Below are 26,828 nucleotides of genomic sequence, written 5' to 3'. Positions count from 1 at the left end.
GCGGCATGCGATGCGACAGAGGTCGGTTGGTTGAATTCGGCAGGAAGCACGGGCGCGGGCCGCCACCGCGGCAGAGCCCGTTCGTTGGGCCGGGTGTGATGTCCACACCGCACACCGGGGCCCCGGGGCCGGGCCGCCGCCCGTACGGAACCGTGCGGCTGGCCGCCCCGGTCGCGGCCGTACCGCCGCCGCGGCGGCCCGTGCGGACGGCTCCGGGGCGCTGGTACGGCCCCCGGCCCGCGCTGCCGCCGCTGAGCCTGGCGGCGCTGCGGCGGGAATCCTGAGGCGGCCTTCCCGGCCCGGCCGCGCGGCCGGCGCCCCGGCGGCACCGGCCCCTGACGGGGAGTCAATCCGCGGCTTGTGGCAGGTTTTCTCCGTGATCCATTGATGTTCCGTGGTCGACACGGATAACTTCACGGGGACTTGCCGCACACGGGGGCCATTCCCCCGGACGGCGGTATGCACCCGCCCGCATGCGACCCGTGTGCGGGCGGTCTCACGGATGATGTGGAGTACCCATGGCGCATCCCCGATCCAGACGTGTGCGGGCGCTGGCCGTACCGCTCGGACTGGCTCTGACGGCATCCCTCGGCTTCCTGCCGGGCGCGGCCACCGCCGCCCCGCAGGCCCCGGCCCCCGCGGCCGTCACCGCTGACGGGCCGCTGCTCTCGTACGTCGTGAACGCCACGCCGGGCCACGCCTCGGTCCAGCGCGTCACGAAGGCGATAGCCCAGGCCGGCGGGAAGGTGATCGTCGCCCACGAGAAGATAGGCGTGATCGTCGTCCACTCGGCCAACCCGCAGTTCGCCGCGGCCATACGCAAGACGCCCGGGGTGCAGTCCGCCGGCGCCACCCGGACGGCTCCGCTGAAGGCGTCCGCCACCACGGACGTCGGCAAGCCCCAGAAGGTCGAGCGGCTCACCGCCGACAAGGCGGCCAAGGCGGCCCGCGCGGCCAACGCCGCGGGCGACGACAAGGAGCCGCTGGAGCCGCTCCAGTGGGACATCCCCGCGATCAAGGCGGACCAGGCGGCCAAGATCGACGAGGGCAGCAAGAAGGTCACCGTCGCCGTCATCGACACCGGTGTGGACGACACCCACCCGGACCTGAAGGCCAACTTCGCCCCGAAGCAGTCGGCGAACTGCGTGGGCGGCGTGCCGGACACCTCCCCCGGCGCCTGGCGTCCGTACGACCCGGCCGAGGACTACCACGGCACCCACGTCGCGGGCACCATCGCCGCCGCGCGCAACGGTGTCGGCGTGGCCGGCGTGGCGCCGGGCGTCAAGCTCTCCGCCATCAAGGTCAGCGAGCCCAAGACGAGCCTGTTCTACGCCGAGAGCGTGGTGTGCGCCTTCGTCTTCGCGGCCGACCACGGCGCCAAGGTGACGAACAACAGCTACTTCGTCGACCCGTGGATGTTCAACTGCAAGGACGACTTGGACCAGGGCGCCATCGTGGACGCCGTCGGCCGGGCCGCCAAGTACGCCGAGGGCAAGGGCGTGGTGAACGTCGCCGCGGCCGGCAACTCCAACATGGACCTGGCGGCGGCGCAGCTGACCGACACCGCCAGCCCGAACGACTCGACGCCGGTCACACGCACCATCGACCCGAAGAAGTGCTGGGACGTGCCGACGCAGCTGCCGGGCACCGTCACGGTGGCCTCGACGGGCGTGAAGGGCCTGAAGTCGTACTTCTCGAACTACGGCAACGGCGTGATCGACGTGGCGGCGCCGGGCGGCGACAACCGTCAGATCCCGGAGCTGCCCGCCAAGCACGGCGGCATCCTGTCGACCATGCCCGGCGGTGACTACGGCTACCTCCAGGGCACCTCGATGGCCAGCCCGCACGTGGCCGGTGTGGTGGCGCTGCTGAAGAGCACCCACCCCAAGTCCAGCCCCCAGGAGATCCAGTGGCTCCTGAAGATGCAGGCCGACAACCCGGGCTGCCCGGCCGCCGACAAGACGTGCACCGGTACGCAGCACGTCAACGGCCACTACGGCTACGGCATCGTGGACGCGCTGGACGCGGTCAAGGACTGACGCGTTCCCAGGACCGGTGACGGTCCCGGAGGGGCCGGGCGGCGCGCCGCCCGGCCCCTCGGCGTCGGAGCACCGCAGGTCAGGGCTTGACCAGCACCTTCAGAGCGGTGCGCTGGTCCATGGCGCGGTAGCCGTCCGGGACGCCGTCGAGGTCCACGGTCAGGTCGAAGACCGGCGACGGGTCGATCGTGCCGTCCAGGATGTCGGGCAGCAGCTCGGGGATGTAGGTACGGACGGGGGCGATGCCGCCGCGTACCGCGATGTTGTTCTGGAACAGCGCCTCCATGTCCAGGCCGTTGCCGCTGCCGTGCGGGACGCCGACCCAGCCGACGGCACCGCCGGGGCGGGCGATGCCGACCGCGGTGGCCATGGACTGCTCGGTGCCGACGGCCTCGATGACGGCGTGCGCGCCGTGGCCGCCGGTCAGCTCGCGCACCGCCGCCACGGCCGCGTCGCCGCGCTCGGCGACCACGTCGGTGGCGCCGAAGGTACGGGCCAGGTCCGTACGGGCGGTGTGCCGGCCGAGCGCGATGATCCGCTCGGCGCCCAGCCGCTTGGCGGCGAGCACACCGCACAGGCCGACCGCGCCGTCCCCGACGACCGCGACCGTCGCACCGGGCCGCACGCCCGCGCCGACGGCCGCGTGGTGGCCGGTGCCCAGCACGTCGGAGAGCGTCAGCAGCGCGGTCAGCAGCCGGTCGTCGCCGGCCGCGTCGGCGGGCAGCTTCACCAGGGTGCCGTCGGCGTACGGAACGCGGACCGCCTCGGCCTGGCCGCCGTCCGAGCCGGGCGTGCCGCCCCAGAACCCGCCGTGCACGCAGGAGGTCGTCAGGCCCTCGACGCAGAACTCGCACACGCCGTCGGACCAGGTGAAGGGCGCGACGACGAGATCACCGGGCCGGACGCCGGCCACCCCGGAGCCGGTCTCCTCGACCACGCCGAGGAACTCGTGGCCGATCCGCTGCCCGCGCTCGCGCGGGGTCTCGCCCCGGTAGGCCCACAGGTCGCTGCCGCATATACAGGCCCGCAGCACCCGCACCACCGCGTCCCCCGGCTCCCGGACCGCGGCGTCCGGCACCTCCTCGACGCGGATGTCATGGGGTGCGTGGAGAGTGGTGGCGCGCATGTCGTACGTTCCTTGCGTTCAGACGGTTGTCCTACGCACTTCACCGTACGCCCGTGCCGGACCCGCGGCCCCGGGCCGTTCGCGCCCCGCGTACACCCGCCGGACGCCGTCGGCCAGCGCGTACTGGGCCGCCGTGTAGGTCAGCATGACCCAGAACTGGGCGGCGGGCGGCTGCTGCCAGTGGGCGAGACCGGTGGCGAGCAGCGCGTCGGAGAGCAGGAAGAGCAGCCCGCCAAGAGCTGCCCGCGGGCCCGGCCGCAGGGCCGCGAAGGCCGTCGCGGTGAGCAGCAGGCTGTACGCGGCGACCGGCAGCCGCAGGTCCGCGGTCAGGTCCGGCCACAGCAGCGCGACGAAACCGAGCCAGGCGGCGGCGTAGCAGGCGGCGAGCGGGCCGGCGAGCCGGAGCCCGCCGGGGAAGGCGCCGCGCCGGACGAGGAGGACCAGGTAGCAGAGGTGCCCGGCGGCGAAGGAGCCCATGCCGGCGAGGAACAGCCCGTCGTCGCCGGTCTGGAGGAGGGTGTCGCCGCCGCAGCCGAGGAGCAGCGCCACGGCGAGCAGCCGGGGCGCGCCGGCGGCCAGCACGTACGCGGCCAGCACCGGCATCAGCGCGGGCTTGGTCAGGTGCGCGAGGGTGGTCGCCTCGGCGAGCAGGGCGCCGAGGTGGACGAGGGCCAGCGCGGCGAAGGCGCCGAGCAGGACCCGCGCCGCGCGTGCGGCGGTCGTCACGCTACGCGCTCCCCGGCGGCGTCGGACCGGGCGCCGGCGGATGTCGCCGCGCCTGCGGGTTTCGCTGCTTTCGACGGCTTTGCCACCTTCGCCGCTTTTGCTGCCTTCGCGTTTCCGGCGGTGTTCCCGGCGGACCCGGCCGCCCCGCCCCCGGCGAGCCGCGCCGGCTGCCACCCGGGCCCGCGGAACACCCGCCCCGCCCGCTCGCTCCAGCTCTCCGCCGCCCGTACGTCCCGGGCGATGGCCACGTACTCGTGGGTGGCGACCCGCAGCGGGTTGAAGGTGTTGATGTTCTTGGTGAGCCCGTAGACCGGCCGCTGCGTCTCCGGTACGAACGAGCCGAACATCCGGTCCCAAATGATGAGGATGCCGCCGAAGTTGCGGTCCAGGTAGCCGCCCTGCGAGGCGTGGTGCACCCGGTGGTGCGAGGGCGTGTTCAGCACGAACTCGAAGGGCCTGGGGAGCTTGCCGACCCGCTCGGTGTGCACCCAGAACTGGTAGACGAGGTTGGCCCCCGAGCAGAACGCGACCGCGGCCGGGTGCACGCCGAGCGCGACCATCGGCACGTAGAACGGCCAGACGGTCCAGGTGGTCCACGGCTGGCGGAGCGCGGTGGTGAAGTTGAACTTCTGGCTGGAGTGGTGCACCACGTGGCACGCCCACAGGATGCGGATGACGTGGTGGCCGCGGTGCGACCAGTAGTAGAAGAAGTCCTGCGCGAGCAGCATCAGCGGCAGTGTCCACCACAGGACGGGCACCCGCAGGGGCGTCAGCGTGTAGACGGCCGAGTAGACCGCCACGATCGGGATCTTCCACAGCGCGTCGAAGACCAGGCTGCCCAGCCCCATCCCGACGCTCGTCGCCGCGTCCTTGGCCTCGTACCCGGCGGCGTCCTCGTCGGGATGGAGGCGGTAGCTCACCATCTCCACGACGGTGAGCAGAACGAACGCGGGCACGGACCACAGCACGACATCGGGCAGGTGCGGCATGCCCGCACCATAAAGGCGCCGACAGGGCCCCGGCTAGGGGTTGTTACCGAGAAGTATGTAAGACGGGGTGTCAGCGCCGCGCGTGATGCGGCGCGTCCACCTCGGTCACGATTCGGACCTTTGTGGCGTAATGCCGCATCCGGGGGCCGGTCGGTGTCCGCCACGGGAGGGGGCCGTGCGCCACCGCGTCACCACGTCCCCCGATCGTGGCCCAACGGGCGGCGGCCTGCGCGCCGTTCGCGCACGTCCGCGCCGGACGGTGCGGCCGCGGGCCGCACCGGGCCGCCGGCCGGTCCGGGGAGGGCGGTGGCGCTGTCAGTGGCGGCCCGTATCCTCAGTGACCATGCTCGAAGACCGCATGGCAGCAGCCCGCCCGATCACCCCGGCGATCGGGCGGCAGCCGTTCCCTCCGGAGGCGGAAGCCCCCTGGCCGGCCGCGTATCCGAAGGGGTACGCGGTCGTCGACGTGGAGACCACCGGCCTGGCCCGCGACGACCGGATAGTGTCCGCGGCCGTCTACCGGCTGGACACCCACGGCGAGGTCGAGGACCACTGGTACACCCTGGTCAACCCGGAGCGGGACCCGGGCCCGGTGTGGATCCACGGTCTGACGAGCGACATGCTGTCCGCCGCCCCGCTCTTCCCGGAGATCGTCCCCGAGCTGTCCCAGCGGCTGGAGGGGCGCGTCCTGGTCGCGCACAACGCGATGTTCGACTGGTCGATGATCGCCCGGGAGTACGCCCGCGCCAGGGCCGAGGCGCCGGTGCGGCAGCGGCTGTGCACGATCGCGCTCTCCAAGGAGCTGCGGCTGCCGCTGCCCAACCACAAGCTGGAGTCCCTCGCCGCGCACTACGGCGTCAAGCAGGAGCACGCCCACCACGCCCTCGACGACGCCCGGGTGCTGGCAGAGGCGTTCCGCCCCAGCCTGCGGCTGGCCGCGCAGGCCAATCTGCGCCTGCCGCTGCTGGCCTGCCAGCCGCTCACCGAGTGGGCGGACGGCCCGGCGGCGCCCCGGCAGCGGCCGGCCTCGTCCGCGTACCGCCCCACCAGTTGGCGCCCGTCGCGCAAGCGGCCCGCCTGCCCGTATCCGAACCCGGGCCGGTACGAGCCCGGCGGCCGGCTGGTGCAGGGCATGCGGGTGGCGTTCTCCGGCGACACCTCCGTCGACCGCGAGCTGCTGGAGGACCGCGCGACCGAGGCCGGACTGCACGTGGCCACCAGCGTCTCCCGGCTGACCAGCCTGCTGGTCACCAACGACCCCGGGTCGCGTACGTCCAAGACCGCCAAGGCCACCGCGTACGGCACCCCGGTCATCGACGAGGCCGCCTTCATGCAGCTCCTCCAGGACGTGGCCCCGGCGCCTGCGTCCGGGTGAAGCCCCACAACACGCCTGGGGCAGGCTCGCCCCGCCGCCCGCCCCACCCGCACCCTGTGGCGCATGGCACGTTGTGAGGTCTGCGGAAACGAATACGGCATGACGTTCGAGGTGCACGCGCAGGGCGCGGTGCACGTCTTCGACTGCTTCTCCTGCGCCATCCACCGCATGGCGCCGATCTGCGAGCACTGCCGGTGCCAGATCATCGGCCAGGGCGTGGAGGCCGGCGGCCGGTGGTTCTGCGGCGCCCACTGCGCCCGCGCCGAGGGCCAGGTGGGCATCGTCGACCGGGTCTGAGCGTCCACGCCGGACGCCTCGCCGGGTCGGCGCCCGCCGTCCGGCGGCGGGCTCCGAGGCGGACCCCGCCGCCGGGGCGCCGGATGCCCTGGTTGTACCTTCGTGGGGTGTACCGCTTCCTGTTGTCCCGGCAATGGGTGATCCTCACCCTCGTGGGCCTCGTGCTGATCCCAGTGATGATCAAGCTGGGCTTCTGGCAGTTCCACCGCCACGAACACCGGGTCGCGCAGAACCAGCTCATCTCGGACAACCTGGAGGCCCGTCCGGTACCGGTCACCGACCTGACCGCCCCCGGCCGGCCGCTGCCCCGCGACGACATGTGGCGCCGGGTCACCGCCACCGGTACGTACGACACCGCGCACGAGGTCGTGGTCCGGCAGCGGACCGCCGCCGACGAGCAGACCATCGGCTACTACGTGCTGACCCCGCTGGTGCTCGGCCAGGGGCCGCGCAAGGGCGCCGTCCTCCTGGTCAACCGCGGCTGGATCGCCGCGGGCAACGACCTCACCCGCTTCCCCGACGTGCCCGCCGCGCCCCGGGGCCAGGTCACCGTCACCGGCCGGATGATGCGGGACGAGACGACCGAGGGCAGCGGCATCAAGGACAAGCGCGGCCTGCCCGAGCGCCAGGTCATGCTGATCAACAGCGAGCAGCAGGCCGAGGCCCTGCACCGCCCCGTCCTCGGCGGCTACGTCGAACTGACCGCGCCGAAGCCGCCCGGCGGCAAGCCGGAGCCGGTGCCCGCGCCGGACCACGACAGCATCGGCCCGCACATGGCCTACGCGGTCCAGTGGTGGCTGTTCGCCGCGGCGGTGCCCGTCGGCTGGTTCGTCCTGGTCCGCAGGGAGCGCCGGGACCGGCTCGCGGCCGCCGCCGAGGGCGCCGCCGCCGAGGCCACCGCCGAATCCGCGCCCGCCGCGCCCCCGAGCCGTACAGTCGCCAGCAGCGATTAGCCGCTGACGGAAGGGGCACCGCGTGCACGCACCCATCGAGGATCACGCGCTCATCGGTGACCTGCAGACCGCCGCCCTGATCGGCCGGGACGGCTCGGTCGACTGGCTGTGTCTGCCCCACTTCGACTCCGCCGCCTGCTTCGCGGCCCTGCTCGGCGACCGGGAGAACGGGCACTGGCTGCTGGCCCCGGCCGCCCCCGGCGCCCGGCCGGAACGCGCCTACCGCGGCGACTCCCTGGTCCTGGACACCGTCTGGCACACCACCACCGGCTCGGTACGGGTCACCGACTTCATGCCGCAGCGCGACCGCGCGCCCGACCTCGTCCGCATCGTGGAGGGCCTGGACGGCGACGTCGCCATGCAGGGGGTGCTGCGGCTGCGCTTCGACTACGGTCTGGTCGTCCCCTGGGTGCGCCACGTCGGCCGCTGCCGTGTCGCGGTGGCCGGGCCGGACTCCGCGTGGCTGCGCACCGAGCCGGAGGTCAGGACGTACGGGCAGGGCTTCAGCACCCGCTCGGAGTTCACCGTCGCGGCCGGCGAGCGGGTGGCGTTCATCCTGACCTGGCACCCCTCGCACGAGCCGCGCCCGGCCGAGCTCGACCCGTACGAGGCGCTGGAGCAGACCCTTGAGGACTGGCGGACGTGGGCGGCGCAGTGCCGCTACGACGGCCCGTACCGCACCGAGGTGCTGCGCTCGCTGATCACGCTCAAGGCGCTGACCTTCGCACCCACCGGCGGCATCGTCGCCGCGCCCACCACCTCGCTGCCCGAGGAGCTGGGCGGGGTACGCAACTGGGACTACCGCTACTGCTGGCTCCGCGACTCCACCCTCACCCTGAACTCGCTGGTCACCGCCGGTTACACCGAAGAGGCCGCGGCCTGGCGGGACTGGCTGCTGCGCGCGGTGGCGGGCAACCCGGCCGACCTCCAGATCATGTACGGCCTGGGCGGCGAGCGGCGGCTGCCGGAGACCGAACTGCCCTGGCTCGGCGGCTACGCCGGCTCCAAGCCCGTACGCATCGGCAACGCCGCCGTCGAACAGCGGCAGCTCGACGTCTACGGCGGGGTGCTGGACTCCTTCCACATCGCGCGCGTCGCGGGCCTGCCCTCCAAGCCGCACGCCTGGAACATCCAGCGCGCGCTGCTGGACTTCCTGGAGTCCCACTGGCGGGAGCCGGACGAGGGGCTGTGGGAGGTGCGCGGGCCCCGCCGGCACTTCGTGCACTCCAAGATCATGGCGTGGGTCGCCGCCGACCGCGCCATCAAGGCGGTCGAGGCCCACCCGGACCTGGAGGGGGACGTCGACCGCTGGCGCGCGATGCGCGACGCGGTGCACCGGGAGGTGTGCGACAAGGGCTACGACGCCGGGCGCAACACCTTCACCCAGTCCTACGGCTCGGACCTGCTGGACGCGTCGACGCTGCTGATCCCGCGCCTCGGCTTCCTGCCCGCAGACGATCCGCGGGTCGTCGGCACCGTCGACGCGGTCCGCGAAGAGCTGTCGTACGGCGGACTGATACGGCGTTACAGCACCGACGGCAGCACCGTGGACGGCCTGCCGGGCAGCGAGGGCACCTTCCTGGTCTGCTCGTTCTGGCTCGCCGAGGCGCTGCACCTGACCGGGCGGCGGGCCGAGGCCCGCGAGCTGTTCGACCGGCTGCTGCGGCTGCCCAACGACCTGGGGCTGCTGGCCGAGGAGTACGACCCGGTCACCGGCCGCCAGCTGGGCAACTTCCCGCAGGCGTTCAGCCACGTCGGCCTCATCGGTACCGCCTTCACCATGTTCGGGTGCGACGGGGCAGACTGACCCCCATGGATCTAGGACTCACCGACCGGACCTACATCGTCACCGGCGCCACCCGCGGCCTGGGCTTCGCCACCGCGCGGGAACTGGTCGCCGACGGGGCCAACGTCCTGCTCAGCGGGCGCGACGCGGACAGCGCGCGAGCCGCTGCGGCCTCGCTCGGCGAGCGGGCGCACGGCGTCCCCGCCGACAACGCCGACCCGGACACCGCCGCGCGCCTGGTGGACACCGCCCGCGAACGCTTCGGCCGCCTCGACGGCATCCTCATCAGCGTCGGCGGCCCGCCGCCCGGCCGGCCCACCGACAACACCGACGAGCAGTGGCAGGCAGCGTTCGAGTCGGTCTTCCTCGGCGCGGTCCGGCTCGCCCGCACGGCGTCCGCCGCGCTCGGCGACGGCGGCGCGATCGGCTTCGTGCTGTCCGGTTCGGTCCACCAGCCGATCGACGGGCTGGCCATCTCCAACGGTCTGCGGCCGGGCCTGGCGGGCTACGCCAAGTCCCTCGCCGACGAGCTGGGCCCGCGCGGCATCCGGGTCTTCGGCGTCCTGCCGGGGCGGATCGCCACGGACCGGATGACCCAGCTGGACGCGCTGTCCGGGAACCCCGAGGAGTCCCGCGCCCGCAACAGCGCCTCGATCCCCCTGCGCCGCTACGGCGAACCGGAGGAGTTCGGCCGCACCACGGCGTTCCTCCTGTCGCCGGCCGCGTCGTACGTCACCGGGGTGATGGTGCCGGTGGATGGTGGGGCGCGGCGGGGATTCTGAGGGTGAGGGCGTGAGAACTCGTGAACGCTGCTCTTACACAGCAGACAGCACCGGGTCCCCGCCCCGTACACCCTCGCTAACTCACCCGCTCCGCCCGGTGCTTGACCGCCCGCAGCCGTACCTCGGCCGGCAGCCGTTCCAGCCCGGCCGAGGTGCGCGCGTGCGCGATCGTCTCGGATGACAGGCGCGCGACCACCGCGCAGGGCTCCGCGTGCGGGGCCAGCGCCAGGCCCGCCCGCAGCCGCGGTTCCGTACGGCGCCCGGTCAGCACCACCCGGGCCCGCTCCACGCCCTCCAGCGACTCGGACTCGGCCGTCAGGACGCTCTCCATCGCCCGGCCGCGCACGTGGGCGCCCTCGTCGTCCCCGCTGTCCACCAGGATTTCGCCCAGCCGGTGCCGCCGGAACTGGGCCAGCAGCCACCACAGCGCCAGCAGGACGAGCACCGCCAGCACCGCGATGACCACCGGCCACCACCAGCCGTGGCCCGTCCAGCGGGTCCGGTCGGCGTCGCGCAGCAGCACGTCCTCGGGCCGGGACCAGCGCCACCCGGAAGGCATGCCGAAGCCCCACTTGCCCGGCAGGTCCAGACCGCCGAGCAGTACCGTGCCGCCGACGCCGATCAGGAACAGGCCCGTCAGGCCCAGCAGCACCCGGTTGACCGTTCGCGAGACCTTGCGCATCGCCGTGCTCACCTCTTCGCCGACCGGCGCACCCGTACGGACAGCGCCAGCCGCCGGGCGAGGCCCAGCTGCCGCAGTCCGTCGCCGAGCGCCGCGTCCAGGTCGCCCCGTACCTCGTCCAGTTCGCGGAAGTGCGAGACCGCACGCGCCTTGGCCCGGCGGCGGCCGACGGCGACCCGTACGGACTGCACGCCCGGCACTTCCATGGCCCGGTCGCGCAGCACCAGTGCCGCCGCCGCGCGGTCCAGGCCGCTGTGTACGTCCGGCGCCGTACGCCGCATCGGCAGCACGGCGCGCAGGCCGGGCGTCAGCGCGAGCACCAGCAGCCAGATGCCGAGGGCCACGGCGACGGCAGCGCCCGCGAGGACCCACACATCGTCCAGATGACGGGACGCCAGCTCCGCGGCGAGGCGCTTGCGCCAGGCCATCGCGGGCCGGTCGGCACGCACCGCGGCCACGTCGTACAGCAGCAGCCCCGCGGCGCCCAGCACCACGAGGGCGACCAGCGCGGACGGCACCCGGCGGGCGGCCCAGAAGCGCCGGGCCCGCCCGCCGCCGGTCTCCTCGCACGCCGGCCGCTCGCCGTCCGCCGGGCCGGTCCGCCCGGTGCCGTCCTGGGAGTCGGGGGCGGTGCCGGCCGTCCCGTCCGCCGTGGCGCCCGCGGACTTGTCGAGGGTGGGCAGCCGCCGGGTCTGCCGCAGGTCGGGGTCGTCGTCGCTCATCGCACCCTCCCCCGGCCGTCCCGCTCCAGCTGGGGCGCGTGCAGCCGCTCGACCTGTACGGCGACCTCGGGCACCGACATGCCGGCCAGCTCCCGCACCCGCTGTGACACCTGACGGCGTACGGCGCCGCACTGGGCGCCGATGTCGGAGGGGTAGCCCAGTTCCACGGCCACCCGCACCCGGGCCTCACCGAAGTCCTGCCGCCCGTCCCGGCGGCGTACGGTCACCGAGGCGTGGGCGTCGGTGCGGTCGGTGGACGCGTCGCGCAGGGCTTCGCGCGCGGCCTGCGCGGCGATCTTGGCCACGACCCGGTCCGCGATCCTCGTGGCGCCTCGTTCCCCGGCCGGTACGGCCGGGTGCCCGGCGCCGGGTGCCGCGGTCGCGGGGGACACCGTCGCCACCGGGCGTCACCTCCGCCGGTCGTCGCGGTCGCCCGTACGCGTACGGAAGAACTCTCCCGGCTCCAGATCGCCGTCCACGAACCTCCCGACGATGAATCCGATGGCGCCCAGCGCCGCCACCAGAACGAAGGCTCCGAACCCGCCGAAGTATCCGGCGAAGCCCAGCGCCATTCCGGCCAACAGACCGACCACGGCCATGCTCATCTACGCGCTTCCCTTCGCTACCACCCCGGCCGGGCCCTCAGGAGCCGCGGCTCGTCCGTAAGCCCCGCCCTGTCACTGGAGCCGCGGCTCCTCGTCGTCCTCGTCCTCCTCGTCGTCGGGCAGTTTCACGTCGCTCACCGCGATGTTGACCTCGACGACCTCCAGGCCCGTCATCCGCTCGACGGCGGAGATGACGTTCTCCCGCACGGCCTTGGCGAGGTCCGCGATGGAGACGCCGTACTCGACGACGATCTCCAGGTCCAGCGCGGTCTGCACCTCGCCGACCTCGGCCTTGACGCCGCGGGTCACCGACTTGCCGCCGCCGGGCACCCGGTCGCGCATCGCACCGAGGGTGCGGGCGAAGCCGCTGCCCATGGCATGCACGCCCATCACGTCCCGGGCGGCCATCCCGGCGATCTTCTCCACGACGCCGTCCGCGATGGTGGTGCGCCCGCGGGTCGCGGCGTCCCCGCCGCCCCGCTTGGCCCCCAGCGTTCTGCCCTGCGAGTCTCCGGTCCGCGGCTCGGGCCGGTTACCTTGTGCGCTCTCGGTCATCGCCGATCGTCCCTTTCCGGAGGGGCGGAGCTCGAAGCCGCTCCGTTTCCCACAGTAAGTCCGGTTCCCCGGGGCCGCTTCAGGGATGCGGCACAGGGGTGCAACGGTTGCCGCCATTCGGGTACCTGGCCCTGCCGCACGGGCCGGTGTGCGGCAAGGTGGAAGAACTGTTCGGGAAAGAGGTGACGGCCGGTGGCCGGTGACCAGTTGGTGACGGCGGTACGGCAGCAACTCGGGCTGGGCCGCCTGCTGCCGCTCGGCGGCCCGGCGGACGGGGCGTGGATCGCCGAACGGCCCGCCGCCGCCCTGCTGCGGGAGGCCGGTGACGCGCTGCCCGGGCTCCGGGTCGCAACGGTGCGGCTGTGTCTGGCGGAGCCCGGCGCCGCACCGGAGCCGGCGGTTCCGGCGCCGCCGAGCGCGCTGCCGCCGGGGCCGCTGCGGATCGAGGCGGATTTCGCGGCCACGGCCGGCCGGCCGGTCCCGGCCTCCGCCGGCCTGTTGCGGGAAGCGCTGCTGGCCTGTGCGGCGGAGCGGCTGGGCCTGGAGGTGTCCGCCGTCGACCTGCGGGTCACCGACCTGCTCGACGAGGGCGAAGGCGGGGAGAGCGGCGGCGGTCCGGACACGGCCGGGTCCGCCGGCACGCCGGGCGCGCGGGGAGCCACCGCCGAGGATGCCGGTCCCCTGGAGACGGCCGTGCTGCGCGTCCCGGGGGTCGTCCGGCTGGTCCCTGCGCTGGGCGCGCTGTCGCGGCCGGTGCGCCGGGAGGACGGACACGTACTGGTGCAGCTGGCCGCCGCGCCGGACCGGCGGACGCTGGACGTGGCGCGGGCGGCGCGCGCCGCGGCCCAGAAGGCGGCGGACGGGGAAGGCGGAGGACGGCCCACCGTCGCGGTGCTCGTCGCCGCCCTCGAACCGCCCGCCGCTTCCTGAGCGTCGCCGCGTTGCGGTACGCGGTGATGCGGTACGGGGTTGCTACTCGCCCAGCCCCGCCAGGTCCCGCAGCCGGCGGGCCTGCGCGGCCCGCTCGGCGGCACGCTGCTCCTCGTACGTACGGGAAACGGCCCCCGCCAGCAGGGCCTTGGTCTCGATGACGGCGTCGCGCGGCGCGGCGGTGAGGGCCGCCGCCAGGTCCGCGACGGCGCCTTCCAGGTCGGCCGCGGGCACGACGAGGTTGGCCAGGCCGATGCGCTCGGCCTCGTCGGCGTGCACGAAACGGCCCGTGGCGCAGATCTCCAGCGCGCGGGCATAGCCGACCAGACCGACCAGGGGGTGGGTGCCGGTCAGATCCGGCACCAGCCCCAGGCTGGTCTCGCGCATGGCGAACTGCGCGTCGTCGGCGCACACCCGCAGGTCACAGGCGAGCGCGAGCTGGAAGCCCGCGCCGATCGCATGGCCCTGGACGGCGGCGATCGACACCACGTCGGTCCGCCGCCACCAGGTGAACGCTTCCTGGTACTCGGCGATCGTGGCGTCCAGTTCGCTGTCCGGACCGCGCGCCATGTCCAGGAAGGACGGCTCGCCGTCGAAGCCTTCGGGGGTGAACGCCTGCCGGTCCAGGCCGGCGGAGAAGGACTTGCCCTCGCCGCGCAGCACCACGATCCGGACGTTCCCCGGCAGCAGTGATCCGGCCTCGGCCAGCGCCCGCCACATGGCGGGCGACTGTGCGTTGCGCTTGGCCGGTCCGGCGAGGGTCACCGTGGCGATCACGTCGTCCACGGTGAGCCGCACACCGTCCTTGTCGAGCAGAGTCATGGGGCGCCTCCGAGTCAGCCGACCGCACTTGCGTGCTTAAGTGACTGAACAGTAACCACCCGGTCGCCTGCTCGACCGACCGGGTGGCACCGTCGCTCCCGGAGCGGACCGCCTCGATCAGGCCGAGGCGGCCTTCTTGCCCCTGGTCGCTCCGCCACGACCACGCAGGGTCACACCGGATTCGCTGAGCATCCGGTGCACGAACCCGTAGGAGCGGCCGGTCTCTTCGGCCAGCGCCCGGATGCTCGCTCCGGAGTCGTACTTCTTCTTCAGGTCTGCCGCGAGCTTCTCGCGCGCGGCGCCGGTCACCCGGCTGCCCTTCTTCAGAGTCTCGGCCACCCGTGCCTCCTCGTGGGAAGTGCGCTCTGGACTCTCATGATCACCCCTCGCGGCCTTCCTGGCCACCCATTCAGCAAGGTCCGTGGCACATCCTTTGGCGCGCAAGGCGCCGTATTGACCTTTGGAATTAGGGGTTCCGCTCGGAATTGAAAGGGGCGGACAGCCGAATTTCCGGCGAACAAGCAGGTCAGAGGGGGCTGGTACGACATGATGACGGCCGGGCCCACCGGGCCCGGCCGTCACAGGGAGGCTCGCCGATGTACCAGCCGCTCTCACTCAGATGATGGATCACCCGTCGGCCGAATGATCCAGACGTCCTTGATCCCTCCGGGCCCGGTCACCGGCCCGGCCCCGGACCGGCCCGGTGACCGGCCTCGGGACCGGCGCGCGGCGGCCCGGTCTCAGGCCGGCCGCGCGGCGGCCCGGTCTCAGGCCAGCGCGACCAGGTCCGCGTAGTCCTGGCCCCACAGGTCCTCGACGCCGTCCGGGAGCAGGATGATGCGCTCCGGCTGGAGGGCGTCCACCGCGCCCTCGTCGTGGGAGACCAGCACCACCGCGCCGGTGAAGGTGTGCAGCGCGCCGAGGATCTCCTCGCGGCTGGCCGGGTCGAGGTTGTTCGTCGGCTCGTCCAGGAGCAGCACGTTGGCGGAGGAGACGACCAGGGTGGCCAGCGCCAGCCGGGTCTTCTCACCGCCGGAGAGCACGCCCGCGGGCTTGTCGACGTCGTCACCGGAGAAGAGGAACGAGCCGAGCGTCTTGCGGATGTCGACCAGGTCCATGTCCGGCGCGGCCGAGCGCATGTTCTCCAGGACCGTGCGGTCCGGGTCCAGCGTCTCGTGCTCCTGCGCGTAATAGCCCAGCTTCAGGCCGTGCCCGGGGCGCACCTCGCCGGTGTCCGGCTTCTCCACGCCCGCCAGCAGCCGCAGCAGCGTCGTCTTGCCCGCGCCGTTCAGGCCGAGGATGACGACCCGGGAGCCCTTGTCGATGGCCAGGTCGACATCGGTGAAGATCTCCAGCGAGCCGTACGACTTGGACAGGCCCTCGGCCATGAGCGGGGTCTTGCCGCACGGCGCGGGGTCCGGGAAGCGCAGCTTGGCGACCTTGTCGGAGGCGCGCACCTCCTCCAGACCGGCCAGCAGCTTGTCCGCGCGCCGGGCCATGTTCTGCGCGGCGACGGTCTTGGTGGCCTTCGCGCGCATCTTGTCGGCCTGCGAATGCAGCGCGGCGGCCTTCTTCTCGGCGTTGGCGCGCTCGCGCTTGCGGCGCTTCTCGTCGGCCTCGCGCTGCTGCTGGTACAGCTTCCAGCCCATGTTGTAGATGTCGATCTGGGACCGGTTGGCGTCCAGATAGAACACCTTGTTGACCACGGTCTCGACCAGGTCGACGTCGTGGGAGATCACGATGAAGCCGCCGCGGTAGGTCTTCAGGTAGTCGCGCAGCCAGGCGATCGAGTCGGCGTCGAGGTGGTTGGTCGGCTCGTCCAGGAGCAGGGTGTCGGCGTCCGAGAAGAGGATGCGGGCCAGCTCGACGCGGCGCCGCTGGCCGCCGGAGAGCGTGTGGAGGGGCTGGCCGAGGATGCGGTCCGGCAGGCCCAGGCTGGCCGCGATGGTCGCGGCCTCCGCCTCGGCCGCGTACCCGCCCTTGGTCAGGAACTCCGTCTCCAAGCGCTCGTACCGCTTCATCGCCTTCTCGCGGGTGGCGCCCTTCCCGTTGGACATCCGGTCCTCGTTCTCGCGCATCTTGCGCAGGACCGTGTCCAGGCCGCGGGCGGAGAGGATGCGGTCGCGGGCGAGCACGTCCAGGTCGCCGGTGCGCGGGTCCTGCGGCAGGTAGCCGACGTCACCGGAGCGGGTGACCGTGCCGGCCGCGGGCATGCCCTCGCCCGCCAGGACCTTGGTGAGGGTCGTCTTGCCCGCGCCGTTGCGGCCCACCAGGCCGATCCGGTCGCCCTTGGCGATGCGGAAGGAAGCGGACTCGATCAGGACACGGGCGCCGGCGCGCAGCTCCAGGCCGGAGGCGGTGATCACGGGGAAGACTCCAGGGCAGGTAAGGACAGCGGAAGGGACGGGGATGATCACAGCCGCGCGGCGACGCGCGCCCGCACCCGGCACGAGCCGGTACGGACGGGCGGCCTGGGCGGCGTGCCGACGCCGTCTAATGCACGAGGAGAATTGCCATACGGACCAGTCTAGCGGTGACGTGCAACCAGTTTTCCCGGGCCGTCGGCGAACCTGCGCCCCGCCGGGCCGGGCCCCGTACCCCCGCCTCGTACGAGCTGCGCCGGGGCGCCCGCGGGCCCGTCGGCCGTCCTCGCGCTCTGCCAGTCCGGACCAACCTGAATCAACCCGGACCAACCCGGACCGGCAAGATCGCGATCTACAGCCGGAACATCAGGGAGTCATGCCCCGAAGGGGGGCGGAGGATTGCGGGCAGCCCGGGCCTCGATCCGCGCCAGGTAGTCCCGGACGATGCCGACGTACGCGCTGCGCAGCGGTTCCTCTTCCAGATAGCCCATGTGGGCCGCTCCGGGCTGCGTGATGTGCTCGGAGTCCGGAATGCGTGCGGCGATGTCGGCGAGGTGCGAGGGGACGCATTCATCGAACTCCCCGCCGAGGACGAGCGCCGGCACCCGGATTCCTTCGAGTTCGTCGAAGATGTCCCAGTCTTCGAGGGTGCCGGTCACGTGGTAGTCCGCCTGCCCGATCAGCGTCCGGAACGTCATCAGGCTCATCAGCTCCGGATCGAGCCGGACCGGAGCCGTGCGCACCACGCACGCGCGCAGGTATTCCTCTTGCGCCGTCCAGTAGTCGGGATCGTCCGTCTCGCCTCGCAGTTCGCGGCCGTAGGTGCGGTCGAGTACGTCTCCCGGGAGCCCGGCCAGCAGTTCACGGACCTCTTTCGTGAACCGGGGGATGCTCGCCGGTCCGTTGGCGCAGATGAGGCTCGTCCACTCCGGCGCCCGCCGCGCGGCGAACTGGAGGCCGAGCATGGCGCCCCAGGAGTGACCGTAGACATGCGCCCTGCCCAGCCCGAGCCCTTCGGCCACCGCTCCGAGTTCGTCGAGGAAGCGGTCCACCGTCAGCAGCGAGGGATCGTCGACCGGGTCCGAACGCCCCACTCCGAGCTGGTCGTACCAGACGATCTCGCGCTCACTGGACAGCGGCTCGAACGCCTCGAAAAGCACATCGCTGGGATATCCGGGGCCGCCGTGCACCAGAAGAAGCGGCACACCGCCGCGCCCCATTCTGCGGTACCAGACCTGCCCTCCAGGCACCGGTATCCAACCTTCCGTGACACGAGTGGAGTTCACTTCCGACCACCTTCGACGGGAAATGCATCGCCGACCGGAATGGTATAGACGTATTCCTCTATACGGTCGATGAGATACCCTTCGAAGCGCATATACATCGTGGCGTGCGCTTCATGGTGCGATCCGTTGAGCAGCGACAGATGGAGTATCTGCTGCTGAAGGACCTCGCACGGCCCCCGGAACTGGCGGACGATCTCGTACCGGAGCGAACCGACCGACGAGGCAAGGGGTTCGAGCTGCGCCAGCTTTTCGTCGATCGACTGCTCCCCCTTGCCGTCGTTGTGCCATACGGTGGCCGTGTCGGTGCACATCTTCCGCACGCCGTCGAAATCGCATGCCTCAAGATGCCGTAGGCATTGGATCGCCTTCTCGCCGACATTTCTTTCCATGCCAGGAACTTCTTTCACTGGTACTTGCCGAACGCGCCTCTGGTGAAATCCAGCCGCACGCTCAACGTAGAGAAGAATGCGCGAGGAAGTAAGTCTTGACTTGCGGTGCCGCCTCCGGCAGTTGCATTCGAATTTCCGAGAACCCGCAGGTCGGAAGCGGTTGGCGCGCCAGCTGCGCAGCCGGGGGCTGGGAGACCTTCGCGGACAAGAAGCTCGGCAACGTGGGCTCATCGTCAGCGACACCGACGAGGATCAACCGCCGCCCGGGATGGCGCGCCGCGACGCGTTCCGCTGAGCGGGGCACTGGCCCGCCCCTGTCGCCCGCCTGGCATCCGTGCCGGTCGGAGCCGGTTCGGAGGGTTTGGGGAGGGCGTTGTCAGACCCCGGTGCAAGACTGTGATGTGGGTCTCGAAGATGCGGGCCGCGCAGCGGCGGTCCGCAGGGCCTGATCACAGGGAAGGTGATCGTGATGACCGATGCGGCAGCAGGGGCACCCACGTTCTACCCGACACTGCTCTACCGTGACGCGCAGGCGGCGATCAAGCAGCTGACGGAAGCCTTCGGCTTCACGCGGACCGCGTTCCACGAGACCGAGGACGGCGCGGTGCTGCACGCCGAGCTGTCCTACGGCAACGGCATCGTGATGATCGGCTCGAAGGGCGCCGGCGGAGCGTTCGAGGAGGCCCTGCGCGACGGCGGCCCGGTCGCCGTGTACGCCGTCGTCGAGGACCCGGACGCGCACCACCGGCGGGCCGAGCGGGCCGGGGTGGAGATACTCACGCCGCCCACGGACCAGGAGTACGGCTCCCGCGAGTACACGGCGCGCGACCTGGAGGGCAACCTCTGGTGCTTCGGCACGTACGCACCGGCCGGGGGTGACCGGGTGGGCTGAGACGGCTGGTGGGCTGACGCGGCGCGCGGGTACAGGGCGGGTCCGCGGAGCGGGGGCGAGGGCGGGCCGGAGGGCCTGCGGAGGGGCGGCGGCGTCCGGCTCGGCCGGCGCTGTCGCCCGGCGACCGGTCGCAGTTGGCCGGTCGCCGTCAGCGGCCACCGGCCCGCCTGGCCGCTGACGCCCGCACACTGGCCGCCGTCGTCCAGCAGCCTCCGACCGGTCGTCGTCGCCCAGCAGCCCTCATCCCGGCCATCGGCCGGCCGTCGTCGGGGCGCTGGCCGGCCGTCGGCCGGTGGGGGGCTACGCGCCGCCCGTGTGGACCTGGAAGGCGGCGCGGCGGACGGCCTTGGCGAGGGCCGGGTCGGGGTGGGCGGCGGCCAGGGCGACCAGGACCTGCACGGTGCGCGGGTGGCCGACGGCCCGTACCTCCTCCAGCAGGCGTGGGACCGAGCCCTGGACGGCCGAATCGAGGTGACGGACCAGCAGCTGTGCCTCGCCGTGGTCGGCGACGGCCGCGGCGGTGTCCACCCACAGCCAGGTGGACTCCTCGCGGGTGAGCACGTCCGGCGCGGTCTCCGGGTCGCCGCCCTCGTGCTCGACCAGCCACAGCAGGGCGTACGGCCGCAGGCCCGGCTCGTCGGCGGCGGCGCGCACGGCCGGTTCCGCCGGGGCGCCGACGGCGCGCAGCGCCTCGAAGGCGAGGCCGCGCAGCAGCGCGTCCTCGCCGCGGGCGACGTCGAGGAGTTCCTCGACCGCGCTGCCCACGGACCGGGCGGCCAGCCAGGCGCGGTATTCGGCCCGTGCCGGGCCCGGGGACAGCCGGGCGCAGCCGCGCAGCATCGCCTCGGCGGACTGCTCGATATTGCCCGCCGGGCTCTGTGCGGCGACGCAGATCTGTTCCAGCTTGACCCAGACCGACCAGTTGCCGAGGGGGGTGAGCAGCGCTTCGCGTTCGGCGGGCACGCCGGTCTTCGCCCCGCCGCGCACGACGAGCGCGCCGACGGCGGCGAGGCCGTCCAGCGCCCAGTCCAGGAGCACCGCGAGTGACACCCCCGCGGTGCCACTCACCGCCCCGGAGGGGTCCGTGGCGGAGGGGTCCGTGGCGGAGGGATCGGTGGGGGCGGAATCCGTGGCGGAGGAATCCGTGGCGGTGGGTCCCGTGGCGGCGGCACCCGTGCCGACGGGGTCCGTGGCGTCGGGCCGTGCGGTCGCGGGCCTGGCAGAGCCCGTATCCGCGGCCCGGTCGGGCCCGTACGGCACCTCGCAGCGCTCCGTGCGGAGTTCGGCGACCCGCTGCTCCAGCATGTCCAGCAGGACCGGGAGCCGGACCGGGCCGGCCGACAGGTGCAGCAGGGAGAGCAGCTGCGGCACGGCCTCGACCACCTCGGCGACGGCGGCCGGCCCGGCGCCGGGCGGCGCGGGGCGCGCCAGGGACCAGGCGTCGAAGAGCGCGACCCAGCCGCGCAGCGCGGCGGTGTCGTCGCGCTCCCAGGCACGCAGCCGCCAGCCGGGGCGGGCCACGCCGCCGTGCAGTTCGACGAGCCCGGCCAGCCGGGCCAGGTCCCAGTCCGTGCGGACCTGGTCCGGGGTCAGCCGCAGGTCCTGCGCCGCCTGTTCGGCGATCTCCGCGGGCAGCGCGCCGTCCGGGCCGGCCCGTAGTCCGGCGCCATCGCCGTGTTCGCCGTCGGCCCAGCGGGCGAGCCGTACGGCACCGGCCAGGCCGGCGCGGGCCTGCCGCGCCAGTTCCGCGGGCGGCGGCGTGCCCTGGGGCGGCCGGGGCGCCGGGCGGGCGGCCCGGGTGCTCACCGCTCGGCGGGCGGCGGCAATCGGTTGACGGGGGACGAGTCGGAGCCGGGAGTCGCGCGGAGTACGGGACGTCACAGGTGCAGTCTTCCCGCTGACGGCCCGAAAGCCCAATCGGAACGGTCGGTACGTTCCGGCGGGACGTCGCGCGGGGCACGCTTGAGGCCGTCATCACGGGCTTGAGGGCCGGTTGGCCCGGGGCCCGTGACACGGGCGGTCCGGCCTGCATGGTCCAGCCCGGGGGTCCGGGCCCGAGCGGTCCGGCCCGGGTGGTCCGGCCCAAATCGGTCCGGCCCGGGCGGGTCCGCGGTGCGGCCCCGCAGGGGCCCCCGGGGAGGAGACCGACGGCGCGGGCGTTACGGTCGGAGGACCGTCCGGGGCCGCCGGGTGCCATCGGCGGCGAGTCGCTGCGGGCCATCTCGTCGCGGCTCTGCCGCAGGCGATACGGGACGCGCCCGGAAGTCACGCGCGCAAGACCGCAGCGGGCGGTACGACCGCACCCGCAGCCATGCGCAAGACCGCCACAAACCCTACGAACACGCTCAGCGGACCGTACGAATGGGCCGGGAGCCATAGGGGACGCGAGTCGTACGTGTACGCGCCACGGGGCGGGCGGGCACTCCGCCAATCCGCTGCCCGCCGCACGGACACGCGTCCGGAAACCCCGCCCAGACCACCACGTCCCGGACCGGTCCGCTCCCCCCTCGCTTCGCCCCCTCGGTCCCCTCCCCAGGCCGCCCCCAACACCGTCAGCACCCCCGCCCCTCACATCAGCGGCGTAAGAAACCGGCGCAACGTTTCCTCGTACGTGGCCGGGTCCGCGTTCCACATGGCCGCGTGGGGGGCGTGCGGTACCGGGTGAAGGGTGATCAGGTCGGGGCGGCGGGCGGCGAGTTCGCGGGAGGACGACCAGGGGGCGAGCGTGTCGTCGGGGCCGTGGATCAGCAGGGTCGGCACCTTGAGCAGGTCCGGGGCCCAGGCGTCGGACAGGCGGTCGGCGTGCAGGCCGGTGCTGCCCTCGGCGGCACGTACGGCCAGTGGCAGCAGCGCACGCGGCGTGCGGCGGGCGGCGGCCAGGGCGCGGACCGTGGCCTGCCAGTCCAGGACCGGCGAGTCCAGGACGAGGCCGGCGATGCGGTCGCGCAGCCCGGAGTTGGCGGCGGCGCGCAGGGCCATGGACGCGCCCGTGGACCAGCCGTGCAGGACGACGCGCTCCGCGCCGTACCGGATCGCGTAGCGGATCGCGGCGTCCAGGTCGCGCCATTCGGAGTCGCCGAGGTGGCTGATGCCGTCGGCGGTGTGCGGGGCGCCCACGTCGTTGCGGTAGGCCGGATTCAGCACGGGCAGCCGGTGGTCGCTGAGGAACGGCATGACGACCATGGGGTGCTCGCGGGTGGTGCCCAGGCCGTGCACGGTGATGACCCAGGTCGCCCGGGCACCCGGCACGAACCAGGCGGGCAGGGCGCCCAGTTCGCCGGGAATGTCGACGTCGGCGCAGTCGAGGTCCAGCGCGTCGCGCGGGTTGCCGATGTGCACCTGGGGGGTGAGCCGCATCCGGGCGCCCGCTTGGAGGGTGCCGTGGGTGACCCGCTCCAGGCGGCGGACGACCGTGTCGGCCGGGTGCGGCACGTCGTCCAGGAGCGGGCCGACGATCGCATGGCTGCCCGCGCCGGTCAGGCCGTAGGTGCCGGGCCGCAGCGAGGCGAGGCTGCGGGTGAGGGTGATCCGCCCGGGGCCGGTGGAGTGCACCGTGAGCCGGGGGTCGCCCGGCAACGGCCGGTCGGGCGCGGGTTTGAGGACCATGTCGCTGGCGTACCGGCCGGCCGCCACCGCGGCCGCGCCGGCACCGATCACCGTGGTGGCGGCCGCTGCCGCCGCAGTACCCAGACGCATCCTCCCCAGTGTGGGCGGGGCCGCCCGCCCCGGCCAGTGGGCGGGCGCGGCCGGGTGACGGCGGGCGTGACCGGGTTTCAGTGAGCGTGGTCGGGTGCCGACGGACAGGGCCTGATGACGGCGGGCATGGTCGGGTCACGGCGAGCGAGGTCGCGTGGCAGCGGACGTGGCCGGGCTACGGCGAGCGAGGTCGTATGGCGCCGTACGTGTCCGGGCTACGGCGAGCCCCGCAGCGTACGGCCGGGCGAGGCGCGACAGCCGACGACGGGGAGCAGCGGCCGGGCCCGGCAACCGACACCGAAGGCCCGACGCCCCGGCCCGGCAACCACCGCTGAGGGCCCAACGCTCCAGCCCGGCAGCCGACGCCGAAACCCCGCACCCCAGCCCAGCACCCAACGCACCAGACCCCCGAAGTCCCACCCCAGCACCGCGCCTCAGTGGTCAGCGCGGCTGACCGTAGCCTCGCAGGCGGTCGCCGGCCTCGGTGAGCTGTTCCGGCGTCAGCAGGGCGGGTTCGCGGCCGGGCAGCGCGCTGGCGGCGAGCCAGACGCGGCACATCCACTCCAGCTGGGCCGTGCGGTCGTATGCCTCGTCAAGGGTGTCCCCGTACACGATGGTGCCGTGGTTCCGCAGGAGGCAGCCGGTGCGGTCGCGCAGTGCGGCGAGCATGTTCTCGGCCAACTCCTCGGTGCCGTACAGGGCGTACGGCGCGACGCGGACGGGGCCGCCGAGGGCCGCGGTCATGTAGTGCACCGGCGGGAGTTCGGTGACGAGGGTGGAGACGGCGGTGGCGTGCGCGGCGTGGGTGTGCACGACGGCGCGGGCGCCGGTGGCACGGTAGACGGCCAGGTGCATGGGGAGCTCGCTGGTCGGCCGCAGCGTGCCGTGGGCGGGGCGGCCGTCGAGGTCCACCGCGGTGAGGTCGCCGGGTCCGAGCCGGTCGTACGGGACGCCGCTGGGCGTGACCAGGACCAGGTCGCCGACGCGCGCGGAGACGTTGCCGGAGGTGCCGACGACCAGCCCGTCGGTGACCGTGCGGCGGGCGGTGGCGACCAGCTCGCGCCAGGCGTCGTCGAGGGCTTCCCGGTCCGTCATGCGTGTGCCTCCGGTGTGCGGTGCGGGCGCCGGCCCCGCCGGGGTGCGCGGGGGTGGTGCGCGGGTGGCTGCCGACACCGTACGGGCCGTGCACGGCGCCATGGGGCGGATCCCCGCCTTCCGGTATCCGTCATGCCCGACCGGTGGCACCTCGGTGGGAATTGACCGAGCATCGACCACCTTGTACGGATCACTCGGTACGCTGCCTGGGATTTGTCATGCACGTAGCCATGCCGTACATCGTCATCCTGGGATTCCCGGGGGGAATCATGGCCCGTGATCACGATCGCCTGCCCGACGCACCGTGCCCGCCCCACCGGCCCTGCGCCCCGCAGCGCCCGCCGCGCACCCGGCGGCGCCGGTTCGCCGCCGGCTCCCTCGCCCTCGGCGCGCTCACCGCCGTCCTGTACACCGCCGTGCCCGCGCCGCCCGCCGCCGAGGCCGCCGGCAAACCGCTCGGCCACGACATCTCCTCCCACCAGGGCGCCGTCGACTGGCGGAGCGTACGGGCGAAGGGCGGCCGGTTCGTCTACGTCAAGGCCACCGAGTCGAACTGGTACCGCAACCCCTACTTCTCCCGGCAGTACCGCGGCGCACGCAAGGCCGGCCTGCTGCGCGGCGCCTACCACTTCGGCGTGCCGAGCGCGTCCTCCGGCACCGCGCAGGCCCGGCACTTCCTGCGCCACAGCGGCGGGTGGAAGGCGGACGGCCGGACGCTGCCGCCCGCCCTCGACATCGAGCACAACCCGTACGACCGGGAGCGGGCGTGCTTCGGGATGAGCGGCGCGGCGCTGGTCCGGTGGATCCGCGGGTTCAGCGACGAGGTGCTGCGGCAGACCGGGCGACGGCCGGTGATCTACACGACGGCGCGGTGGTGGAACGGCTGCACCGGCGGCAGCCGGGCGTTCGCCGCCACCCACCCGCTGTGGCTGGCCCGCTGGCACGGCGCGCCCGGGAAGCTGCCGGCCGGCTGGGCGTACCCGAGCTTCTGGCAGTATGCGAGCCACGGCGCACTGCCGGGCGACCAGAACAAGTGGAACGGCACGGCCGCACAGCTCCGGCGCTTCGCCCGGGGCTGAGCCGCGGAGCGGGACCCGGAACGCCGGGACGCGGCGCGGGACCAGAGCGCCGGATCGCGAGGCCGGGACGCGGGCCCCCGGCACCGGTACCCATGGGACCCTTGAGGTTACCGGGGCCCCCGAGCTGATACGCACGGGCCCCGTGTGACGCGTCGGGCGCCTCCGCGCGCCCCCTCCGGGCACGTCACCGCGCCGCCGGGCCCAGTTCACCTTCCGTTCACCCGTCGTCCGTACGGTCCCGAGCGTTACTGACCACCGAACTGATTGCCTGGGTGAATGGAACACATCACGCTTCTCATCGGGATCGTGATCGTCACGGCCTTGGTGTTCGACTTTACGAACGGCTTCCACGACACGGCCAACGCCATGGCCACCACCATTTCCACCGGGGCACTCAAGCCCAGGATCGCGGTGGCGATGTCGGCGGTCCTCAACCTGGTCGGCGCGTTCCTGTCGGTGGAGGTCGCCAAGACCATCTCCGGCGGGATCATCGACGAGACCGCCGGCATCAGACCAGAAGTGATCTTCGCCGGACTGGTCGGCGCCATCGTCTGGAACCTCGTCACCTGGCTGGCCGGGCTCCCCTCCAGCTCCTCGCACGCCCTCTTCGGCGGACTGATCGGCGCGACCCTGGTGTCCGTCGGCGCGAGCGGCGTGCACGGCGGCGCCGTCGTCATGAAGGTCCTCATCCCGGCCGTCGCCGCGCCCATCGTGGCCGGTCTGGCCTCGATGGCCGCGACCCGGCTGACCTACCGGCTGGCCCGCAACCGCGACGAGGCGGAGACCGCCAAGGGCTACCGCGCCGGGCAGATCGCCTCCGCCGCGCTGGTCTCCCTCGCCCACGGCACCAACGACGCCCAGAAGACGATGGGCGTGATCACCCTCGCGCTGATCACCGGCGGTGTCGTCGCACCGCACGCCGACCCGCCGCTGTGGGTCATCGCCTCGGCCGGCCTGGCCATCGCGCTCGGCACGTACCTGGGCGGCTGGCGGATCATCCGCACGATGGGCAAGGGCATCACCGACATCCAGCCGCCGCAGGGCTTCGCCGCCCAGACCGGCGCCGCGGCCACCATCCTGGCCTCCTCCCACCTCGGCTTCGCGCTCTCCACCACCCAGGTCTGCTCCGGCTCGGTCATGGGCTCGGGGCTGGGCCGCAAGGGCGGTGTGGTGCGCTGGTCCACGGCGGGCCGGATGGTGATCGCCTGGGGCCTGACGCTGCCGGCCGCCGGCCTGGTCGCGGCGGGTGCCGCGCTGCTGGCGGACCAGGGCGACTGGGGCATCGCCACCGTCGCGGTCCTCGCGCTCGCGGTCTGCGGCGCGATCTGGCTGGCCTCCCGGCGCAAGCCGGTGGACCACACCAATGTCAACGAGGGTCCGGCCGTGGAGCCCGCGGGTGTGGTGACCGCCGCCCTGCAGACTGTCTCTCCGCCGCCCGCCGGCCCGGTCGGGACCGCGCCCGCTCCGGCCGTCGCCACCATCCCGGCGCCCACGGTGGCCGACGCGCCGCTCGCCGACCCGGTCGGCGTCGCCGCCCCGGTGATCGCCGCCCCGGTGGCCGCCCACCCGCACGAGACACACACGGCCAAGCTGCGCGCCAAGGCCGGCTCGGCCGCCGGCTGACCCGCCCGCACGCCCC

General features: G+C 73.5%; 27 protein-coding genes. 11 read left to right on the top strand and 16 right to left on the bottom strand.

All coding sequences use genetic code 11. From position 1 onward, the window contains the following. Positions 1 to 98: 98 nt before the first annotated feature. The gene (locus ACH4FX_RS16575) at positions 99 to 284 is read left to right on the top strand and encodes a hypothetical protein (protein WP_398479414.1); all 186 of its coding nucleotides are present in this window, start codon (positions 99 to 101) and stop codon (positions 282 to 284) included. Positions 285 to 518: 234 nt separating this feature from the next. Then, positions 519 to 2,039, top strand: a complete 1,521-nt coding sequence (locus tag ACH4FX_RS16570; protein ID WP_398479412.1) for a S8 family peptidase — start codon at positions 519 to 521, stop codon at positions 2,037 to 2,039. Positions 2,040 to 2,118: 79 nt separating this feature from the next. On the opposite strand, the gene ACH4FX_RS16565 is transcribed toward ACH4FX_RS16570, so the two are convergent. The 3 genes from ACH4FX_RS16565 to ACH4FX_RS16555 are packed head-to-tail and all read right to left on the bottom strand — an operon-like array spanning position 2,119 to position 4,880. Beyond that, a complete protein-coding gene (locus tag ACH4FX_RS16565; protein WP_398479410.1) occupies positions 2,119 to 3,165 on the bottom strand; it encodes a zinc-dependent alcohol dehydrogenase family protein in 1,047 nt (348 codons plus the stop codon). 18 nt (positions 3,166 to 3,183) lie between these two features. Continuing rightward, a complete protein-coding gene (locus ACH4FX_RS16560) occupies positions 3,184 to 3,891 on the bottom strand; it encodes a lysoplasmalogenase family protein (RefSeq protein WP_398479408.1) in 708 nt (235 codons plus the stop codon). After that, entirely contained in the window at positions 3,888 to 4,880 is a 993-nt protein-coding gene (locus tag ACH4FX_RS16555; RefSeq protein WP_398479406.1) for a sterol desaturase family protein, read from the bottom strand. The genes ACH4FX_RS16560 and ACH4FX_RS16555 overlap by 4 nt, the downstream gene beginning before the upstream one ends. Before the next feature lie 343 nt (positions 4,881 to 5,223). Here ACH4FX_RS16555 and ACH4FX_RS16550 point away from each other — a divergent pair, with 343 nt between their 5' ends. The 5 genes from ACH4FX_RS16550 (at position 5,224) to ACH4FX_RS16530 (ending at position 10,073) form a co-directional block, all read left to right on the top strand. After that, positions 5,224 to 6,255, top strand: coding sequence for a DEDDh family exonuclease (locus ACH4FX_RS16550; RefSeq protein WP_398479404.1), 1,032 nt, complete (start codon positions 5,224 to 5,226; stop codon positions 6,253 to 6,255). 63 nt (positions 6,256 to 6,318) lie between these two features. After that, the gene (locus tag ACH4FX_RS16545) at positions 6,319 to 6,552 is read left to right on the top strand and encodes a hypothetical protein (protein ID WP_003984909.1); all 234 of its coding nucleotides are present in this window, start codon (positions 6,319 to 6,321) and stop codon (positions 6,550 to 6,552) included. Between the two features lie 107 nt (positions 6,553 to 6,659). Continuing rightward, the gene (locus ACH4FX_RS16540; RefSeq protein ID WP_398479402.1) at positions 6,660 to 7,505 is read left to right on the top strand and encodes an SURF1 family protein; all 846 of its coding nucleotides are present in this window, start codon (positions 6,660 to 6,662) and stop codon (positions 7,503 to 7,505) included. A gap of 22 nt (positions 7,506 to 7,527) precedes the next feature. Further along, positions 7,528 to 9,312, top strand: a complete 1,785-nt coding sequence (locus ACH4FX_RS16535) for a glycoside hydrolase family 15 protein (protein WP_398479400.1) — start codon at positions 7,528 to 7,530, stop codon at positions 9,310 to 9,312. Between the two features lie 5 nt (positions 9,313 to 9,317). Continuing rightward, positions 9,318 to 10,073, top strand: coding sequence for an SDR family oxidoreductase (locus ACH4FX_RS16530; RefSeq protein WP_398479398.1), 756 nt, complete (start codon positions 9,318 to 9,320; stop codon positions 10,071 to 10,073). A 76-nt stretch (positions 10,074 to 10,149) separates the two neighbouring features. Here the strand turns inward: ACH4FX_RS16530 and amaP are convergent, their stop codons facing one another. The 5 genes from amaP to ACH4FX_RS16505 form a co-directional block, all read right to left on the bottom strand. Next, the gene (gene amaP, locus ACH4FX_RS16525; RefSeq protein ID WP_398479396.1) at positions 10,150 to 10,755 is read right to left on the bottom strand and encodes an alkaline shock response membrane anchor protein AmaP; all 606 of its coding nucleotides are present in this window, start codon (positions 10,753 to 10,755) and stop codon (positions 10,150 to 10,152) included. A gap of 8 nt (positions 10,756 to 10,763) precedes the next feature. Next, a complete protein-coding gene (locus tag ACH4FX_RS16520; protein ID WP_398479394.1) occupies positions 10,764 to 11,477 on the bottom strand; it encodes a DUF6286 domain-containing protein in 714 nt (237 codons plus the stop codon). Then, complete coding sequence (locus tag ACH4FX_RS16515) at positions 11,474 to 11,878, bottom strand: Asp23/Gls24 family envelope stress response protein (protein ID WP_398479392.1); 405 nt, start codon at positions 11,876 to 11,878, stop codon at positions 11,474 to 11,476. Before ACH4FX_RS16515 ends, ACH4FX_RS16520 begins: the two co-directional genes overlap by 4 nt. 6 nt (positions 11,879 to 11,884) lie before the next feature. Further along, a complete protein-coding gene (locus ACH4FX_RS16510) occupies positions 11,885 to 12,082 on the bottom strand; it encodes a hypothetical protein (protein ID WP_385243768.1) in 198 nt (65 codons plus the stop codon). 72 nt (positions 12,083 to 12,154) lie between these two features. Beyond that, a complete protein-coding gene (locus ACH4FX_RS16505) occupies positions 12,155 to 12,637 on the bottom strand; it encodes an Asp23/Gls24 family envelope stress response protein (protein WP_398479390.1) in 483 nt (160 codons plus the stop codon). A 192-nt stretch (positions 12,638 to 12,829) separates the two neighbouring features. On the opposite strand from ACH4FX_RS16505, the gene ACH4FX_RS16500 reads away from it, so the two are divergent. Next, positions 12,830 to 13,567 carry a hypothetical protein gene (locus ACH4FX_RS16500; protein ID WP_398479388.1) on the top strand — a complete coding sequence of 246 codons (738 nt, stop codon included), beginning with the start codon at positions 12,830 to 12,832 and terminating at the stop codon, positions 13,565 to 13,567. Between the two features lie 42 nt (positions 13,568 to 13,609). Here the strand turns inward: ACH4FX_RS16500 and ACH4FX_RS16495 are convergent, their stop codons facing one another. The 5 genes from ACH4FX_RS16495 to ACH4FX_RS16475 form a co-directional block, all read right to left on the bottom strand. After that, positions 13,610 to 14,389, bottom strand: a complete 780-nt coding sequence (locus ACH4FX_RS16495; protein ID WP_398479386.1) for an enoyl-CoA hydratase/isomerase family protein — start codon at positions 14,387 to 14,389, stop codon at positions 13,610 to 13,612. A gap of 117 nt (positions 14,390 to 14,506) precedes the next feature. Continuing rightward, a complete protein-coding gene (locus tag ACH4FX_RS16490) occupies positions 14,507 to 14,728 on the bottom strand; it encodes a helix-turn-helix domain-containing protein (RefSeq protein WP_030021347.1) in 222 nt (73 codons plus the stop codon). A 428-nt stretch (positions 14,729 to 15,156) separates the two neighbouring features. Then, on the bottom strand, positions 15,157 to 16,755 hold the full coding sequence (locus ACH4FX_RS16485; protein WP_398479384.1) for an ABC-F family ATP-binding cassette domain-containing protein: 1,599 nt from the start codon (positions 16,753 to 16,755) through the stop codon (positions 15,157 to 15,159). Positions 16,756 to 17,126: 371 nt separating this feature from the next. After that, positions 17,127 to 18,038, bottom strand: a complete 912-nt coding sequence (locus tag ACH4FX_RS16480) for a proline iminopeptidase-family hydrolase (RefSeq protein WP_398479382.1) — start codon at positions 18,036 to 18,038, stop codon at positions 17,127 to 17,129. Then, positions 18,035 to 18,427, bottom strand: coding sequence for a nuclear transport factor 2 family protein (locus tag ACH4FX_RS16475; protein ID WP_398479380.1), 393 nt, complete (start codon positions 18,425 to 18,427; stop codon positions 18,035 to 18,037). Before ACH4FX_RS16475 ends, ACH4FX_RS16480 begins: the two co-directional genes overlap by 4 nt. Positions 18,428 to 18,896: 469 nt before the next feature. Here ACH4FX_RS16475 and ACH4FX_RS16470 point away from each other — a divergent pair, with 469 nt between their 5' ends. Continuing rightward, positions 18,897 to 19,319: a VOC family protein gene (locus ACH4FX_RS16470; RefSeq protein WP_398479379.1), complete on the top strand. Its 423-nt coding sequence runs from the start codon at positions 18,897 to 18,899 to the stop codon at positions 19,317 to 19,319. Between the two features lie 300 nt (positions 19,320 to 19,619). On the opposite strand, the gene ACH4FX_RS16465 is transcribed toward ACH4FX_RS16470, so the two are convergent. From ACH4FX_RS16465 to ACH4FX_RS16455, 3 genes are all read right to left on the bottom strand, one after another. Continuing rightward, positions 19,620 to 21,200, bottom strand: a complete 1,581-nt coding sequence (locus tag ACH4FX_RS16465; protein WP_398479378.1) for a hypothetical protein — start codon at positions 21,198 to 21,200, stop codon at positions 19,620 to 19,622. A gap of 687 nt (positions 21,201 to 21,887) precedes the next feature. Then, the gene (locus ACH4FX_RS16460; RefSeq protein WP_398479376.1) at positions 21,888 to 23,015 is read right to left on the bottom strand and encodes an alpha/beta hydrolase; all 1,128 of its coding nucleotides are present in this window, start codon (positions 23,013 to 23,015) and stop codon (positions 21,888 to 21,890) included. 441 nt (positions 23,016 to 23,456) lie between these two features. Continuing rightward, positions 23,457 to 24,110 carry a class II aldolase/adducin family protein gene (locus ACH4FX_RS16455; RefSeq protein WP_398479374.1) on the bottom strand — a complete coding sequence of 218 codons (654 nt, stop codon included), beginning with the start codon at positions 24,108 to 24,110 and terminating at the stop codon, positions 23,457 to 23,459. Between the two features lie 269 nt (positions 24,111 to 24,379). Here ACH4FX_RS16455 and ACH4FX_RS16450 point away from each other — a divergent pair, with 269 nt between their 5' ends. After that, a complete protein-coding gene (locus ACH4FX_RS16450; protein WP_398479502.1) occupies positions 24,380 to 25,189 on the top strand; it encodes a lysozyme in 810 nt (269 codons plus the stop codon). A 276-nt stretch (positions 25,190 to 25,465) separates the two neighbouring features. Continuing rightward, positions 25,466 to 26,812 (top strand): anion permease, encoded by a 1,347-nt coding sequence (locus ACH4FX_RS16445; protein ID WP_398479372.1) that lies wholly within the window; start codon positions 25,466 to 25,468, stop codon positions 26,810 to 26,812. Positions 26,813 to 26,828 lie beyond the last annotated feature (16 nt).

The sequence above is a fragment of the Streptomyces sp. NPDC018019 genome (genome assembly GCF_044327805.1).
Classification (GTDB): Bacteria; Actinomycetota; Actinomycetes; order Streptomycetales; family Streptomycetaceae; genus Streptomyces.
The sequence above is the reverse complement of the archived record's forward strand: the minus strand, read 5'-3'. Positions and strand labels throughout refer to the sequence as shown.